Below are 15,108 nucleotides of genomic sequence, written 5' to 3' on the forward strand. Positions count from 1 at the left end.
ACCTTCGAGGTACGGGCCCCTCCCACGCATTCCGCTCTCGGACGGTCCGGCCTTCACGGGGTCCGGATCCTGGGCGGTCCGGCTCCCGGGCGGCCCGGTCCAGCCGTCCTCAGGCGCGGCCCAGGGCCGCCAGCTCCTTGGCGGCCTCCGTGAGGTCCTTCGCCGTGTCGATGGCGCGCCAGTACGCGCCCTGCGGGATCGGGAAGCCGGCCAGCCGGAGTTCACGGGCCAGGCGCGGGAACGTGGTGCGCTCGTGGTCGCCGCGGTCGGGAAGCAGGTCGGCGAACCCGGCGGAGAAGACGTAGACGCCCGCGTTGATCTCGAAGGTCGACGGCGGGGCCTCGATGAAGTCGGTGATGTGGCCGAAGCCGTCCGTCTGCACGGCGCCCCACGGGATGCGGGGGCGGGCCAGCGCGAGGGTGGCGAGCGCGTCGCGCTCGGTGTGGAAGTCCGCCATGTCGCGCAGCGAGAAGCGGGTCCAGATGTCGCCGTTGGTGGCGTACCAGGGCTGGTCCGGCCGGGGGAGGTGGGCGGCGGCGAACTTCAGTCCGCCACCGCGGCCGAGAGGCTCCGTCTCCACGGCGGTGGTGACGTTCACGGGCAGGTCCGCCGACTTCAGCCAGGTCTGCAGGACCTCGGCGAGGTGGCCGCAGGAGACCACCACGTCCGTCACGCCCTCCTCGGCGAGCCAGGCGAGCTGGTGCCCGATGATCGGGGTGCCCGTGCCGGGGATCTCGACCATCGGCTTGGGCCGGTCGTCGGTGTAGGGACGCAGCCGGGACCCCTGGCCACCGGCCAGGATCACGGCTTGGGTGGGGCGGGACGCCGCATTCGGATGGGTCATGACGAAACTGTACGTCCCGCCCCCTCACCGGCTCGCGCCCGCGTCCGCGCCGGCGCTGTGCGGCCGGCCCCGTACGGCGCCGTGCTGTGCCGTCCCGCCGGGCGCGGCCGCGCGTGCGCGTGGCCGCCGGGCGCCGACCTCGGGCGTCCGGCGGGGCGTGCGCCCGGCGCGCAATTCCCCCGGCGTCCGGGGCCGCGCCGGACACAGGGCACAGGACGACGGGCGGCGAACGACGGACGACGGACGACAGGCGTGACGGACGACAGGCGTGACGGGTGACGGGGGTGACGGGCAACGGGCAACGGTGGACGGCGTCACCCGCGCGCCGCGAGGACCCCCGAGGCGAAGGAGGTGTCGCAGACCGGACGGGCGTAGGACTGGGCGCGGGTGGGGCCGTAGATGCGGACGGCGGCGCGGCCCAGGGTGCGGGCGATGGAGGCGCAGTGCCTGGCCATGGACGGCCGGCCGTTGACCGCCTCCTGGAGGTGGGTCAGCGCGACGCCCGGGTCCTTCTCCTGCAGCTCCGTCAGCAGCCGGTCGCGCAACACGTCCTGCGGGGCGCGGGCGCGGTCGCGGGCCGTGACCCCGGACACCGAGGTGTCGGACGCGGTGAGCACCGAGTCCGAGGGTGTCCCCGACCAGTTGACCCGGGTGACCGCGAGGGTTCCGGAGAGCACCAGGACGACGGGCAGGACGAGGGCGAGGGAGCGGCCGATCCGGCGGGCGGGGCCACGGCCGTGCCGCGTGGGGTGGGTGGTGGAGTGCTTCACGCGAGTGAGGGTAGCGCCCGGTAATGATTTGGCGACATTTGGTCACCTCTTCGAGGGATGGCCGAGCGCTCTTTCCGGTGGGGTGGGTTGACGCACACTGGTCGAAACGTCCGGAGTGTCAGGGTGTCCGGGGTGTGCGCGGGGGCGCGGAAAAGGGCCCCGCGGCAGTTCGCGGGGCCCTTCTCGCCGATACGGGTGAATCACCCGGGGGTGTGCGCGGGTTTCAGCCGAAAGGCGTCATCCGCGTCCTCGCGCGGGGTCAGTCCGTGAGGCGCTCGCCGGTCGAGGTCGAGAAGACGTGGGTCTCGCCCGGACGCGGCACGACGTGCACGGTGGCGCCCTTCTCCGGCACCTGGCGGCCGCCCACGCGGACCACCAGGTCCTTGGCCTCGCCGCCGACCTCGGCGGTGCCGTAGACGTAGCCGTCGGCGCCGAGCTCCTCGACGACGTTCACCGAGACGGCAAGGCCGGCCGGGGCGTCCGCGGAGTCCTTGGACAGCGAGGAGGCCGAGGGGCCGCCGCCCAGCTCCACCACGTCGAAGTGCTCGGGGCGGACGCCGACCGTCACGGTGCGGTCGCCCCGGTCGGAGGCGGCCTTGAGGGCGTCCCGGCTGACCGGGACGACGCTGTTGCCGAACTTCACGCCGCCGTCGGTGATCGGCACCTCGACGAGGTTCATCGCGGGGGAGCCGATGAAGCCGGCCACGAACAGGTTCGCGGGCCGGTCGTACATGTTCCGCGGCGAGTCGACCTGCTGGAGGATGCCGTCCTTGAGCACGGCCACCCGGTCGCCCATGGTCATGGCCTCGACCTGGTCGTGGGTGACGTACACGGTGGTGATGCCGAGGCGGCGCTGCAGCGAGGCGATCTGCGTACGGGTGGAGACGCGGAGCTTGGCGTCCAGGTTGGACAGCGGCTCGTCCATGAGGAACACCTGCGGCTCGCGCACGATGGCGCGGCCCATGGCGACACGCTGGCGCTGGCCGCCGGAGAGCGCCTTCGGCTTGCGGTCCAGGTACTCGGTCAGGTCGAGGATCTTCGCGGCCTCCTCGACCTTCTGCCGGATCTCCGCCTTGTTGACGCCGGCGATCTTGAGCGCGAAGCCCATGTTGTCGGCGACGGTCATGTGCGGGTACAGCGCGTAGTTCTGGAACACCATGGCGATGTCCCGGTCCTTCGGCGGCAGGTGGGTGACGTCGCGGTCACCGATGCGGATGGCGCCGGAGTTGACGTCCTCGAGCCCCGCGAGCATCCGCAGCGAGGTGGACTTGCCGCAACCGGACGGGCCGACGAGGACGAGGAACTCGCCGTCCTCGATGTCGATGTCGAGCGCGTCGACGGCGGGCTTCTCGGAACCCGGGTAGATCCGGGTCGCCTTGTCGAACTGGACAGTGGCCATGGTGAATGGGCCCCCTTCTACCGGCAGGAACGTGCCGGACGATCCGTTGTGGAAGGTGGTTGCCACTACGGGTGATTCCGTTGTGGTTGTGGTGTAGTCCACAAGGGTGAACTGGCACAGGACGGTACCTGGCGCTCACCTCGTCTGTCAGCATCCGGAGCCCTGTGAACTTCGCCGAAATTTTCGAGGGGCGCGGCGGTGACCCGGGTACACTGCACGGGCACGCGCGCACAGCCGCGCACGCCTCCTTAGCTCAGCTGGTCAGAGCGCCGCTCTTGTAAAGCGAAGGTCGTCGGTTCGAATCCGACAGGGGGCTCCGAGGCTCAACAGCACGAACGCCCCGGACGGTGATCCGTCCGGGGCGTTCGGCATCCCACGGGTGACATCGACGAGGGCGGTCACTCACGGTCGACACGACGCCTGAGCAGGCGGTCCATGTGGCTGAGGGCCTCGCGGTGCGTGTCGGACGCCTTCGTCGTGGACGCCAATGGGCGCCCGCCGGTCAAGATCGTAAAAATCACAATATATAGCCCTTATAGGTGACAAACGGGCGAGGTTAGGCCATTGGCGGCAGGAGAGCGTGATCGCCTGATTTCCGGCATCCCACGTTGACGACCTGTGCCAGGACGGAACCGGGCAGCTGGTCGAAGCGCACTCCGGGGGTGCCTCCCGGTGCAGAAGGAGGAACCCCCTATGTCCTGGCAGAGCTTCCGAGCGCAGAAGCCGGTACGCGGTATCCGACGATCGCGTCCGGGCCGGCTCCTGGCCGCGACCGGCCTGGCAGCCTGCGCCGTGATGGCACTTCCGGCCCCGTTCGCCCATGCCGCCACCGTGAACGTGCCGTGCTCGGTCCGAAAGCTGGTCAAGGCGATCAATACGGCCAACAGCTCACCTGGCGCCGACACCCTCCGGCTGGCCCGCAAGTGCACCTACAAGCTGACGTCCGCGGACACAGCCAATCCCGGCAACGGCCTGCCGGCCATCAGCAGCGAGATCACCATCGACGGCAACGGTGCGACGATCACACGCGCCAAGTCCGCCCCGGACTTCCGCATCCTCCTCGTGGCCGGCACGGGCACCCTGACGCTCAACAAGGCCACCATCAGCGGCGGCAGGGCGACGACGACGGACTGCCCCCTCTTCCCTGGGCAAGGCACCTGCGGTGGGGGCATCCTCAACCTCGGCACGCTGACGGTGAACCACAGCCGGGTGATCAACAACATCGCCACCTCCGATCTCTTCGCGGAGGGCGGCGGCATCGACAACGATGGCACGGCCACCTTGAACGACACCGACGTCAGCGGCAACACTGCCGAGTACACCGGCACCGATCTGAGCGGTGCCGCAGGAGGCGCGATCGCCAACGACGGCCCGCTGGCGGTCAACTGCAGCCACGTACACCACAACACCGTCACCGTCACACCGGACACCGGCAGCACCGCGACCGGCTCCGGTATCGCGACCTTCGCCCAGACCACGATCAAGGGCAGCCTCATCAGTCACAACCACGCCGACGCCCCGGGCGGCGCCACACTCGCTGCTCTGAGCAACGGCGCCCCGGGGACCGTGACGGACACCGTCATCCGTGACAACACCTCCAGCGCCCGGGGCGGCGACGCCCTGGGTGGCGGAGTCGCGACCAGCGCCCTCCTGACCTTGACCCGCACCGCCGTCATCGGCAACCTCGCCACTGCTCCCGGCGGCACTGCGCGCGCGGGTGGGATCCAGGTCGGCCGCCTCGCGGATCTCAGGCTGAACAACAGCACGGTTCGAGGCAACTCCGCCGGCGCTCCGGACGGCGGCACCGCTCAGGGCGGGGGCCTCGCCAACGCCACCGGCGGCACCATCACGAGCGATCGGTCGGAGATCCGCGGGAACACGGCCAAGGCTCCGGACGGCGGCACCGCCCAGGGCGGGGGCATCTTCACCGACGTCGGAGCGACGACCCTGAACCGGAGCGCAGTCACCGACAACCGGGCCGGCGACGGGGGCGGCATCTTCGAGGGCCCGAACGGCACGGTCACGCTGAACAACACCGCGGTCAAGCGCAACAAGCCGAACAACTGCGCACCGCCGAACAGTGTTCCCGGCTGCATCGGCTGAGCCCGTCGGCGAGGCCCGGACCCCGCACGGTACGGGCCTCGCCCGCACGCCGATGCCGAGGTGAGGTCGCCTCGCCCCCACGACAGTGGGCTCTCCCGCGGAACAGCGCGAACGCCCCGGACGGTGATCCGTCCGGGGCGTTCGCGTGCGTACCGGGCTTCCGGCGCGGATCCGTGTCCGCGGGCGGTGGGTCAGGTGGTGCGCAGGAGGGTGGTCAGGACGTCGCGCAGGGCGCCCTCCGGGTCCGGTGCGGCGCCGGTGGACCGCCAGGCCACGAAGCCGTCGGGGCGGACCAGCACCGCGCCGTCGGCCGTGGTGCCGTGCAGCCGCGCCCAGTCGGCGGCCGTGTCCTCGGCGCCGCCGGCCGGGGCCGCCGGGTCGGGCACCAGGTCGGCGCCGATGCGGTACGACTCCAGGGGCAGGCCGTCGCTCTCGGCGATCCGGCGGGCCGCGGCGTGCCAGCCTGCCGCCGACCCGGCGTCGCTGAGCAGCACCAGGGAGCGCTCGTACAGGTCCAGGGACGACAGGCGCTCGCCGTCGCGGCGCAGCCACAGGTGCGGCGCGCGGCTGCCCGGCTCCCCGGTCAGGCGCAGGCCCTCGGGCACGACCTCCTGGTCCGGTGCGGCGCCGACGACGGCGCCCCGCGGGTAGCGGTAGCCGAGGACGACGTTGAGGATGCCGCCCCGCTTGCCGCCGCCGACGCCGGGCGCGGGCGCGAAGCCGGGGTGGCTGTGCTCGACCGAGCGGGCGGAGGCGCGGGCGCTGGTCGCCGCGGCCACCGGGCGGCGCTCGGCGCCGTAGGTCTCCAGCAGGCCGGGGCCGGCCCAGCCGCCGAGCACGGCGGCGAGCTTCCAGGCCAGGTTGTGGGCGTCCTGGATGCCGGTGTTGGAGCCGAAGGCGCCGGTGGGGGACATCTCGTGCGCGGAGTCCCCGGCGAGGAAGACCCGGCCGGAGGAGTAGCGGTCGGCGACGCGTTCGGCGGCCCGCCAGGACGCCCTGCCGGTGATCTCCACGTCGAGGTCGGGGGCGCCGACGGCGCGGCGGATGTGCCGCTGGAGGCGGTCCTCGGTGAACTCCTCCAGGCTCTCGCCGCGCTCGGGGTGCCAGGGGGCGTGGAAGACCCAGTGCTCCTTGTTGTCGACGGGCAGCAGGGCGCCGTCGGCGTCCGGGTGGGTGAGGTAGCAGCAGATGAACCGGCGGTCGCCGACCACGTCGGCGAGCAGCTTGGAGCGGAAGGTGACGCTGACGTTGGCGAACAGGTCGCCGGGGCCGCTCCGGCCGATGCCGAGGCGCTCGCGGACCGGGCTGCGCGGGCCGTCGGCGGCGACCAGGTAGTCGGCGCGGACGGTGTACCGCTCGTCGGTGGCGCGGTCGCGCACCACCGCGGTGACCGCCTCGCCGTCCTGCTCGAAGGACTCCATCTCGTGGGAGTAGCGCAGGTCGCCGCCGAGCCGGCGGGCGGCCTGGAGGAGCACCGGCTCCAGGTCGTTCTGGCTGCACAGGCACCAGCCGGTGGGGCTGAACCGCGCCAGGCCGCCGCCCGGGTCGATCTCCTTGAACAGCCATTCGCCGGCGTCGCCGACGAGGGCCGGGGTCTGCAGGATGCCGTGGTTGTCCGCGAGCAGCGCTGCCGCCGTCTTGATGTCCGGCTCCACGCCGGCCGCCCGGAACAGCTCCATCGTGCGCACGTTGTTGCCGCGGCCGCGGGGGTGGATGGAGGTTCCGGCGTGCCGTTCGACCAGCAGGTGCGGCACGCCGAGGCGGCCCAGGAACAGCGAGGTGGACAGGCCCACCAGGGAGCCGCCGACGATGAGGACGGGTACCCGGTGGTCGGCTTCTTGGCGCATCGATGCCTCCAGGGGCGGGGGTACGGAGTGGGGGGGCGTCGGAGTTTCCATGCCCGGCGCGCGGGGGGTCCGCGTGCGTTCGCGGGGCCAATCACCCGTGTGATCACCCACGTGGTGCACACGAGTCGCGCACCGCTGGGGAGCGGCACAGGATCGAGATCACGCTGACGTCGCGTCACCCGCGGCGCGGCGTTCCCTCCCCGCTGTCCCCGCCCGCCCGTCCGACCCCGTTCCCCTCTCCGGTCTTCTCTCCGTTCCGCCCCCTGCTCCACCCTCTGCCCGCTTTCCCGTCTGTCCCCCTTCCGTCCGTTCCGCGCGGACCGCCGAACCACCGTCAAGGAGACGTACGCAGATGACCGCCATCTCTGAGCGTGTTTCAGATCCGACCAGGCAGCAGGCCTCGAAACGTGTCTCGCAGTCCGTCTTCGACGGCTCGCGGCTGCGCGTGGTGCTGCTGGTGGACGTCTACGACGGCGCCCAGCAGCAGTTCCTGGAGGCCTACGAGAAGATGAGCGAGCAGGTCGCCTCGGTGCCCGGGCACGTCAGCGACCAGCTGTGCCAGTCGATCGAGAACCCCTCCCAGTGGCTCATCACGAGCGAGTGGGAGAGCGCCCCGCCGTTCCTCGCCTGGGTGAACAGCGAGGAGCACGTGCGGATGGTGGAGCCGATGCACAGCTGCATCCGCGACACCCGCTCGCTGCGCTTCCACATCGTCCGCGAGACCGGGAACGCCGCGGCCCAGGCGGACGCCGCGCGGCGCCGGCTGCAGACCTCGCCGCGGATCGGCGACGGCGTGATCCGCCACGCGCTCACCTTCACGGTGAAGCCGGGCAGCGAGCGCAAGGTCGCCGAGCTGCTGGCGAACTACAAGTCCCCCGAGGCGCGGGTGGACGACACCACCCGGCTGTGCCGGACCTCGCTGTTCATGCACGGCAACCGGGTCGTGCGGGCCATCGAGGTGCGCGGCGACCTGCTGGCGGCGCTGCGGCACGTGGCCCGGCAGCCGGAGATCCGGGCGGTGGAGGAGGCCATCAACCCCTACCTGGAGCAGGAGCGCGACTTCGCGGACCAGGAGTCGGTGCGGGTGTTCTTCACCCGGGCGGCGCTGCCCGCCGTGCACCACGTGACGAGCGGTCAGGACGCCGAGGGAGCCGAGCGGCACGCGCTGTACTACCCGGCCCGCCCCGGCATGGGCATGAAGCTGGCGGAGCTGCTGTCCCAGCACGACGAGCGCGCCGCGGACGACCCGGACAGCCCGGTGCTGCGCAGCACGGTCTTCGAGCGGGACGACGTCGTCGTACGGCTGATCGACGTCCGGGGCCGGCTGGACGCGGACCCCGCCGCGGCCCTGGGCGTCGCGGACCCCGCGCGGGTGTCGGAGCTGACCACGCTGCTGGACGAGGACGCCGCGAAGAAGGACGGCGACCTGGGACGGCTGCTCCAGCTGGCCCGGATGCAGCTCGTCACCGACCGCCGGTCCGCGCCGGACGCCTGAGGCCCTTCCCGGCCTCCCCGGCCGGTCCCCGGCCCGCCCCGGCCCGCCCCGGCCTTCTCCGCGCGACAGCCGACAGCCGACGTACACACCACCGGAGGAACGACGTGATCAAACCCAGGCCCAGGATCGTGGATCTGAGCGACACCGAGCCCAACACCAAGCGCGGAGGCGATCTGCGCGCCATGCTGACGCCGGCCACGGTCGGCTCCACCAGCGGCTTCATGGGCGTGGCCATCGTGCAGCCCGGCGACCGCATCGGCGAGCACTACCACCCGTACTCCGAGGAGTTCGTGTACGTCGTCTGCGGCGAGCTGGAGGTCGACCTGGACGGCGACCCGCACCCGCTCCGGCCGGAGCAGGGGCTGATGATCCCCGCCTACATGCGCCACCGCTTCCGCAACGTGGGCAAGGTGGAGGCCCGGATCGTCTTCCACCTCGGCCCGCTGGCCCCGCGCCCGCAGCTCGGCCACGTCGACACCGAGGGCACCGAGACGGTGCCGGTCGCGGCCGGCGCGGTGGAGGAGCCCGGCACCGCGGAGGTGCGGTCATGAACAGGCGGGTCGCGGTCACCGGCATAGGCGTGGTGGCGCCGGGCGGCATCGGCGCCCCGGCGTTCTGGGACCTGCTGGCGAACGGGCGCACCGCCACGCGGGGCATCACCTTCTTCGACCCGTCCGGCCTGCGGTCCCGGATCGCGGCGGAGTGCGACTTCGACCCGGCGGCCGCGGGGCTGGACGAGGAGCAGATCGCGCGCTGCGACCGCTACATCCAGTTCGCCCTGGTGGCGGGCGAGGAGGCGGTACGGGACTCGGGGCTCGACCTCGCCGGGGAGAACCCCTGGCGGGTCGGGGTATCGCTGGGCACCGCGGTCGGCGGGACCACCCGGCTGGAGAACGACTACGTGCTGGTCAGCCATGGCGGCGAGCGCTGGGACGTGGACCACGAGCGGTCCCGGCCGCACCTGGAGCGGGCGTTCACGCCGAGCACGCTGGCCTCGACGGTGGCGGAGCGGTTCGGGGCGCGCGGGCCGGTGCAGACCGTCTCCACGGGCTGCACCTCCGGGCTCGACGCGGTCGGGTACGCCCTGCACACCGTGGAGGAGGGCCGGGCCGACGTCTGCATAGCCGGGGCCTCGGACTCACCGATATCCCCGATCACGATGGCCTGCTTCGACGCGATCAAGGCCACGTCGCCCAACAACGACGACCCCGCCCACGCCTCCCGTCCCTTCGACAACAACCGCGACGGGTTCGTGATGGGCGAGGGCGGCGCGGTGCTCGTCCTGGAGGAGCTGGAGCACGCCAGGGCCCGCGGCGCGCACGTGTACTGCGAGCTCAGCGGCTACGCCACCTTCGGCAACGCCTACCACATGACCGGTCTGACCAGTGAGGGCCTGGAGATGGCGCGGGCGATAGAGACCGCGCTGGACCACGCCCGGCTGGACGGCTCCGCGATCGACTACGTCAACGCGCACGGCTCCGGCACCCGCCAGAACGACCGGCACGAGACGGCCGCCGTGAAGCGGGCCCTCGGCCACCACGCCTACGACACGCCCATGAGCTCCATCAAGTCCATGGTGGGGCACTCCCTCGGGGCGATCGGGGCGATCGAGGTGGTCGCCTGCGTGCTGGCCCTGGCCCACCAGGCGGTCCCGCCCACCGCGAACTACGAGACCCCCGACCCGGAGTGCGACCTGGACTACGTCCCGCGCACCGCCCGGGAGCGGAAGCTGGACAGCGTGCTCTCCGTGGGCAGCGGGTTCGGCGGTTTCCAGTCCGCGGTGATCCTGACCCGGCCGTAGGGAGAGGACACGATGAGTGCACCCCAGGAACGGCGCGCGGCCGTCACCGGCATCGGTGTGGTGGCGCCCAACGGAACGAGCACCGAGACCTTCTGGAAGGCCACCCAGGAGGGGCTGAGCGTCCTGGACCGGGTGACCCGCGAGGGCTGCGGGCACCTGCCGCTGAAGGTGGCCGGCGAGGTCCGCGCCTTCGACGCCGCCGCGGCGATCGAGGAGCGCTACCTGGTCCAGACGGACCGGTTCACGCACTTCGCGATGGCGGCGGCCGACATGGCGCTGGAGGACGCCCGGCTCGGGCAGGCCGACACCGGCGGCGCCCCGTTCTCCGCGGGCGTGGTCACCGCGGCCGGGTCCGGCGGCGGCGAGTTCGGCCAGCGGGAGCTGCAGAAGCTGTGGGGCAAGGGCAGCCGCTACGTCGGCCCCTGGCAGTCCATCGCCTGGTTCTACGCGGCCAGCACCGGCCAGATCTCCATCCGGCGCGGCTTCAAGGGCCCGTGCTCGGTGGTCGCCGCCGACGAGGCCGGCGGCCTGGACGCCCTCGCGCACGCGGCGCGGGCGGTCCGGCGCGGCACGGACGTGATCGTGGCCGGTTCGACCGAGGCGCCGCTCGCCCCGTACTCGATGGTGTGCCAGCTCGGTTACCCGGAGCTGAGCCCCGTCGACGACCCCGGCCGCGCCTACCGCCCGTTCACCGACTCGGCCTGCGGGTTCGTGCCGGCCGAGGGCGGGGCGATGCTCGTGGTGGAGGACGCGGGCGCGGCCCGCAGGCGGGGCGCCCCGGTACGGGCCACCGTCGCCGGGCACGCGGCCACCTTCACCGGGGCCTCCCGCTGGGAGCAGTCCCGGGAGGGGCTGGCGCAGGCGATCCGCGGCGCGCTGGCGGACGCCGGCTGCGCCCCGGAGGAGGTCGACGTCGTCTTCGCCGACGCGCTCGGCGTCCCCGAGGCGGACCGGGCCGAGGCGGCGGCCATCGCCGACGCGCTCGGCGCGCACGGGCGGCGGGTGCCGGTGACGGCGCCCAAGACCGGCATCGGACGCGGCTACTGCGCGGCGCCGGTGCTGGACGCGGCGGCGGCGGTCCTCGCGATGGAGCACGGACTGATCCCGCCCACCCCGAACGTCTTCGACATCTGCCATGACCTCGATCTGGTGACCGTTCGCGCCCGTGCCGCCGAGGTGCGCACGGCGCTGGTCCTCAGCCGGGGGCTCATGGGTTCGAACTCGGCGCTGGTGCTGCGGCACGGCGCCGTCGAGGCCTCCTAACGAGGTCGCCGGGGAAGACCGGGAGCCGCCGAGGCGACCGGGAGCAACCGGGAGCGAAAGGAGAAATCCGCATGAGTGTCCGAATCACCGTGGAAGAACTGTCCGAACTCATGAAGAAGGCCGCCGGTATCACCGTCAGCCCCAAGGAGCTGGCGGACCGGCCCGACCGGGGCTTCGACGAGCTCGGCATCGACTCGCTGGGCCTGCTCGGCATCGTCGGCGAGCTGGAGAACCGGCACGGTACGCCGATGCCGCCCGACGCGGAGCGCTGCAAGACGCCCCGGAAGTTCCTCGACCTCGTCAACAGCACCCTTCTGGCAGGAGCCTAGAGATGGCCGGACACACCGAGAACGAGATCACCATCGCCGCGCCGGTGGACCTGGTCTGGGACATGACCAACGACGTGGAGAACTGGCCGCAGCTGTTCAGCGAGTACGCCTCCGCGGAGATCCTGTCCCGGGAGGGGAACAAGTGCACCTTCCGGCTGACCATGCACCCGGACGAGAACGGCACCGTCTGGAGCTGGGTCTCCGAGCGCGAGCCCGACCGCGCCACGCTCACCGTCAAGGCGCGCCGGGTGGAGACGGGTCCCTTCGAGCACATGGACATCCGCTGGCGCTACGAGGAGGTTCCCGGCGGCACCCGGATGATCTGGACCCAGGACTTCGCGATGAAGCCGGACGCGCCGGTCGACGACGACTGGATGACCGACAACATCAACAAGAACTCCAAGGTCCAGATGGCCCTGATCCGCGACCGGATCGAGCAGGCGGCCCGCTCCGGCCGGCGCCCCGAGCCCGCCCTGACCACCGACTGAGCCGGACACCGGCGAACGAGCAAGACAGGAGAGGGCTCATGCACCAGGCCCTGATCGTCGCCCGGATGGCCCCGGGCTCGGCCCCCGACATCGCCAAGATCTTCGAGGAGTCCGACCGGGGTGAGCTGCCGCACCTCGTCGGCGTCACCCGGCGCAGCCTCTTCCAGTTCGGCGATGTGTACATGCACCTCGTCGAGGCCGACCGGGACCCGGGCCCGGCCATCGCCAAGGTGGCGGACCACCCCGAGTTCCGGGGGATCAGCGAGCGGCTGTCGGCGTACGTCAGCGCCTACGACCCCGAGACGTGGCGCTCCCCGAAGGACGCGATGGCCCACCGCTTCTACTACTGGGAGCGCGACGGCCGGGGCTGACACCGGCGTACGGCCGTCGCCGGCGCCGTCGCACGGCCGGCGGAAGACCGTCGTACGGCCGGCGGAAGACCGTCGTACGGCCGGCGGAAGACCGGCGACGGCCGGCGGAAGGACACCGTCCGCCGGAACGGGACGACGGCCGCCGGGCCCGCGTGCTGCGCGGGCCCGGCGGCCGTCGTGGGGTGTGGTCCGCCCGGCCGGACGGACCGCTCCCGCCGGTCAGGCGGGGACGGTGCAGTCGAAGGCGTGCAGGTACGGGTTGACCGGGCTGATGTCGTCGATGAACAGCCCCGCCGCCTCCAGCCGGCTCACCATGGACTCGGTGGTGTGCTTCGCCCCGCCGACGTTCATCAGCAGCAGCAGGTCCATGGCGGTGCTGAACCGCATCGACGGGGTGTCGTCGACCAGGTTCTCGATGACCACGACCCGCGCCTTGGCGCCGCCCGCCCGCATCACGTTGCGCAGGCAGCGGGCGGTGGAGTCGTCGTCCCACTCCAGGATGTTCTTGATGATGTAGACGTCGGCCCGGACCGGGACGTCCTCGCGGCAGTCGCCGGCCACGACGTCCACCCGGTCGGCGAGCGCCCCGCCCGGGCGCAGCCGGGGGTCGGCGTTCTCCACCACGCGCGGCAGGTCCATCAGGGTGCCCCGCATGCCCGGGTACTTCTCCAGCAGGCAGGCCACGACGTGGCCCTGGCCGCCGCCGATGTCGGCGACCGACGAGGCCCCGGACAGGTCCAGCAGTTCCGCGACGTCCCGGGCGGACTGCTTGCTGGAGGTGGTCATGGCCCGGTTGAAGACGTCCGCCGACTCCGGGGCGTCCTCGTTGAGGTAGACGAAGAACTCCTTGCCGTACAGGTCCTGTACGACGTTGCGCCCGGTGCGCACCGCCTCGTCCAGCTTCGGCCAGGCGTCCCAGGTCCACGGCTCGGTGCACCACAGGGTGATGTAGCGCAGGCTGTTGGGGTCGTCCTCGCGCAGCAGCCGGGACATCCCGGTGTGCGCGAAGGTGCCGTCCGGCTGCTCGGCGAAGACGTCGTAGCAGGCCAGGGCGCGCAGCAGGCGGCGCAGCGGCTTGGGTTCGGTCTTCACGGCGGCCGCGAGGTCCTCCACGGCCATGGGTGTGTCCCCGAGCGCGTCGGCCACGCCCAGCCGGGCGGCGGCGCGCAGGGCGGCGGCGCAGGCCGCCCCGAACGCGAGCTCGCGCATCCGCATGGACGGCGGTGGGGCGGTTGGTGCGGTCGTCATGTGCCGCACTTCCTTCCTTGTGGGTTCCTTGCGGGTTCGACGGGCACGGCTGTTCGCGGTCGTGGTCTCAGCACAGTCCCGCGGGCTTGGAGGCCCGGCACGAGTTGTTCGCGAAGGTGTTGGCGCGGCCGGCGCTCTCCTGGTCGACCAGGTCCGCGGGCGCGTTGTCCTGAAGGGTGTTGTCGTGGACGCGGTTGCGGTCGCTGGTGACCCCGACGAAGCTCTTGAACAGCACGACGCCGCCCGACAGCGGGGACTTGCCCACGTTGCCGGTGACCGTGTTGTCGGCCACCTCGGTGTCCTCGGCGCCGGTCAGGACGATCCCCGAACCCTGGAGGTAGGGCAGCCGGGCGGTCTTCGCGCAGTACTTGTTGTTCTCCGCGACCCAGTTGTCGCGCACGGTCAGCGCGCCGGTCTTCGGCTTGTTCTCGTCGCCGACGACGAAGACGCCCGCGCAGTTGCCGGACACCTCGTTGGCCGCGACGGTCAGGTTGCGCAGGCGGCGGACGGTGACGCCGATGCGGTTGCCCTCCAGCCGGTTGTGCGAGACCAGCGTGCCGCGGGTGTCGACGGCGCCCTGCTCGGCGGTGATGGTGTTGGCGAGGAACAGGCCCGCGTCGCCGTTGTCCCGGGCGGTGTTGTGCCGGTAGACGCTGCCCACGGAGCGCTCCTCGGCGATGCCCCACAGCCCGTTCTTCTCGGCGGTCACCCGCCGCACGGTCAGCCCCTCGGTGCCCACGGCCATCAGGCCGGCCCGGGAGAAGCCGGTCAGCTTCAGGTGGGAGACGGTGACTCCCTCCAGGCGGTGGCTCTTGGTGCCCGCGACGCAGATGCCGTTGCCGCGCTCGCCGCAGTCGTTGCCGGGATGGGCGGACGGTTTCAGGACGGTGGACGAGCCGGTGCCGCGCAGGGTGAGGTCCGGAGTCGTCACCTTGACGCTCTCGTGGTACACGCCGGGCATCAGCAGCACGGTGTCACCCGGCTTGGCCGAGTCCACCGTCTTCTGGATGGAGTCCCCCGGATGCACCAGGTAGGTCCGCGGAAAGGAGACCGGCGGCGCGGCGGCCACGCCCGAGCCGGCGAGCGCGGCGGCACTGAGCAGCAGAGCGATATGGCGTTTCGTCATATTCTGCAACCTATGACCTGATGA

The 15,108-nt window shown here is 72.1% G+C and carries 14 protein-coding genes and 1 tRNA gene; 9 read left to right on the forward strand and 6 right to left on the reverse strand.

Translation table 11 applies throughout. The features are described 5' to 3' along the window. Positions 1-109 precede the first annotated feature (109 nt). The 3 genes from ACI2LW_RS10030 to ACI2LW_RS10040 form a co-directional block, all read right to left on the reverse strand. Positions 110-844 carry an NDP-sugar synthase gene (locus ACI2LW_RS10030; RefSeq protein WP_404730698.1) on the reverse strand — a complete coding sequence of 245 codons (735 nt, stop codon included), beginning with the start codon at positions 842-844 and terminating at the stop codon, positions 110-112. Between the two features lie 314 nt (positions 845-1,158). Next, complete coding sequence (locus ACI2LW_RS10035) at positions 1,159-1,614, reverse strand: hypothetical protein (protein ID WP_404730699.1); 456 nt, start codon at positions 1,612-1,614, stop codon at positions 1,159-1,161. 259 nt (positions 1,615-1,873) lie between these two features. Then, positions 1,874-3,013 (reverse strand): ABC transporter ATP-binding protein, encoded by a 1,140-nt coding sequence (locus ACI2LW_RS10040; protein ID WP_404730700.1) that lies wholly within the window; start codon positions 3,011-3,013, stop codon positions 1,874-1,876. Positions 3,014-3,255: 242 nt separating this feature from the next. Here ACI2LW_RS10040 and ACI2LW_RS10045 point away from each other — a divergent pair. Together ACI2LW_RS10045 and ACI2LW_RS10050 are read left to right on the forward strand one after the other, a co-directional pair. Continuing rightward, positions 3,256-3,329 (forward strand) — tRNA-Thr (locus ACI2LW_RS10045). A gap of 479 nt (positions 3,330-3,808) precedes the next feature. Continuing rightward, positions 3,809-5,116, forward strand: a complete 1,308-nt coding sequence (locus ACI2LW_RS10050) for a hypothetical protein (RefSeq protein ID WP_404730701.1) — start codon at positions 3,809-3,811, stop codon at positions 5,114-5,116. Positions 5,117-5,307: 191 nt separating this feature from the next. Here ACI2LW_RS10050 and ACI2LW_RS10055 read toward each other — a convergent pair whose 3' ends face one another. Continuing rightward, on the reverse strand, positions 5,308-6,963 hold the full coding sequence (locus ACI2LW_RS10055; protein ID WP_404730702.1) for an FAD-dependent oxidoreductase: 1,656 nt from the start codon (positions 6,961-6,963) through the stop codon (positions 5,308-5,310). Positions 6,964-7,315: 352 nt separating this feature from the next. On the opposite strand from ACI2LW_RS10055, the gene ACI2LW_RS10060 reads away from it, so the two are divergent. From ACI2LW_RS10060 to ACI2LW_RS10090, 7 genes are all read left to right on the forward strand, one after another. Continuing rightward, entirely contained in the window at positions 7,316-8,458 is a 1,143-nt protein-coding gene (locus ACI2LW_RS10060) for a SchA/CurD-like domain-containing protein (protein WP_404730703.1), read from the forward strand. Positions 8,459-8,562: 104 nt separating this feature from the next. Further along, positions 8,563-9,009, forward strand: coding sequence for a cupin domain-containing protein (locus ACI2LW_RS10065; RefSeq protein WP_404730704.1), 447 nt, complete (start codon positions 8,563-8,565; stop codon positions 9,007-9,009). Continuing rightward, positions 9,006-10,259: a beta-ketoacyl-[acyl-carrier-protein] synthase family protein gene (locus tag ACI2LW_RS10070; protein ID WP_404730705.1), complete on the forward strand. Its 1,254-nt coding sequence runs from the start codon at positions 9,006-9,008 to the stop codon at positions 10,257-10,259. Before ACI2LW_RS10065 ends, ACI2LW_RS10070 begins: the two co-directional genes overlap by 4 nt. A 12-nt stretch (positions 10,260-10,271) precedes the next feature. Then, positions 10,272-11,522, forward strand: a complete 1,251-nt coding sequence (locus ACI2LW_RS10075; RefSeq protein WP_404730706.1) for a beta-ketoacyl synthase N-terminal-like domain-containing protein — start codon at positions 10,272-10,274, stop codon at positions 11,520-11,522. 71 nt (positions 11,523-11,593) lie between these two features. Next, a complete protein-coding gene (locus ACI2LW_RS10080; protein WP_404730707.1) occupies positions 11,594-11,851 on the forward strand; it encodes an acyl carrier protein in 258 nt (85 codons plus the stop codon). Between the two features lie 2 nt (positions 11,852-11,853). After that, positions 11,854-12,339 (forward strand): SRPBCC family protein, encoded by a 486-nt coding sequence (locus ACI2LW_RS10085; RefSeq protein WP_404730708.1) that lies wholly within the window; start codon positions 11,854-11,856, stop codon positions 12,337-12,339. Between the two features lie 38 nt (positions 12,340-12,377). Beyond that, complete coding sequence (locus tag ACI2LW_RS10090; protein WP_404730709.1) at positions 12,378-12,710, forward strand: TcmI family type II polyketide cyclase; 333 nt, start codon at positions 12,378-12,380, stop codon at positions 12,708-12,710. Between the two features lie 219 nt (positions 12,711-12,929). Here the strand turns inward: ACI2LW_RS10090 and ACI2LW_RS10095 are convergent, their stop codons facing one another. Further along, a complete protein-coding gene (locus tag ACI2LW_RS10095; protein WP_404730710.1) occupies positions 12,930-13,958 on the reverse strand; it encodes a methyltransferase in 1,029 nt (342 codons plus the stop codon). A gap of 67 nt (positions 13,959-14,025) precedes the next feature. Further along, positions 14,026-15,084: a nitrous oxide reductase family maturation protein NosD gene (locus ACI2LW_RS10100; protein ID WP_404730711.1), complete on the reverse strand. Its 1,059-nt coding sequence runs from the start codon at positions 15,082-15,084 to the stop codon at positions 14,026-14,028. Between the last annotated feature and the right edge of the window lie 24 nt (positions 15,085-15,108).

This window comes from Streptomyces sp. NPDC004065 (genome assembly GCF_044903565.1).
Taxonomy (GTDB): domain Bacteria; phylum Actinomycetota; class Actinomycetes; order Streptomycetales; family Streptomycetaceae; genus Streptomyces.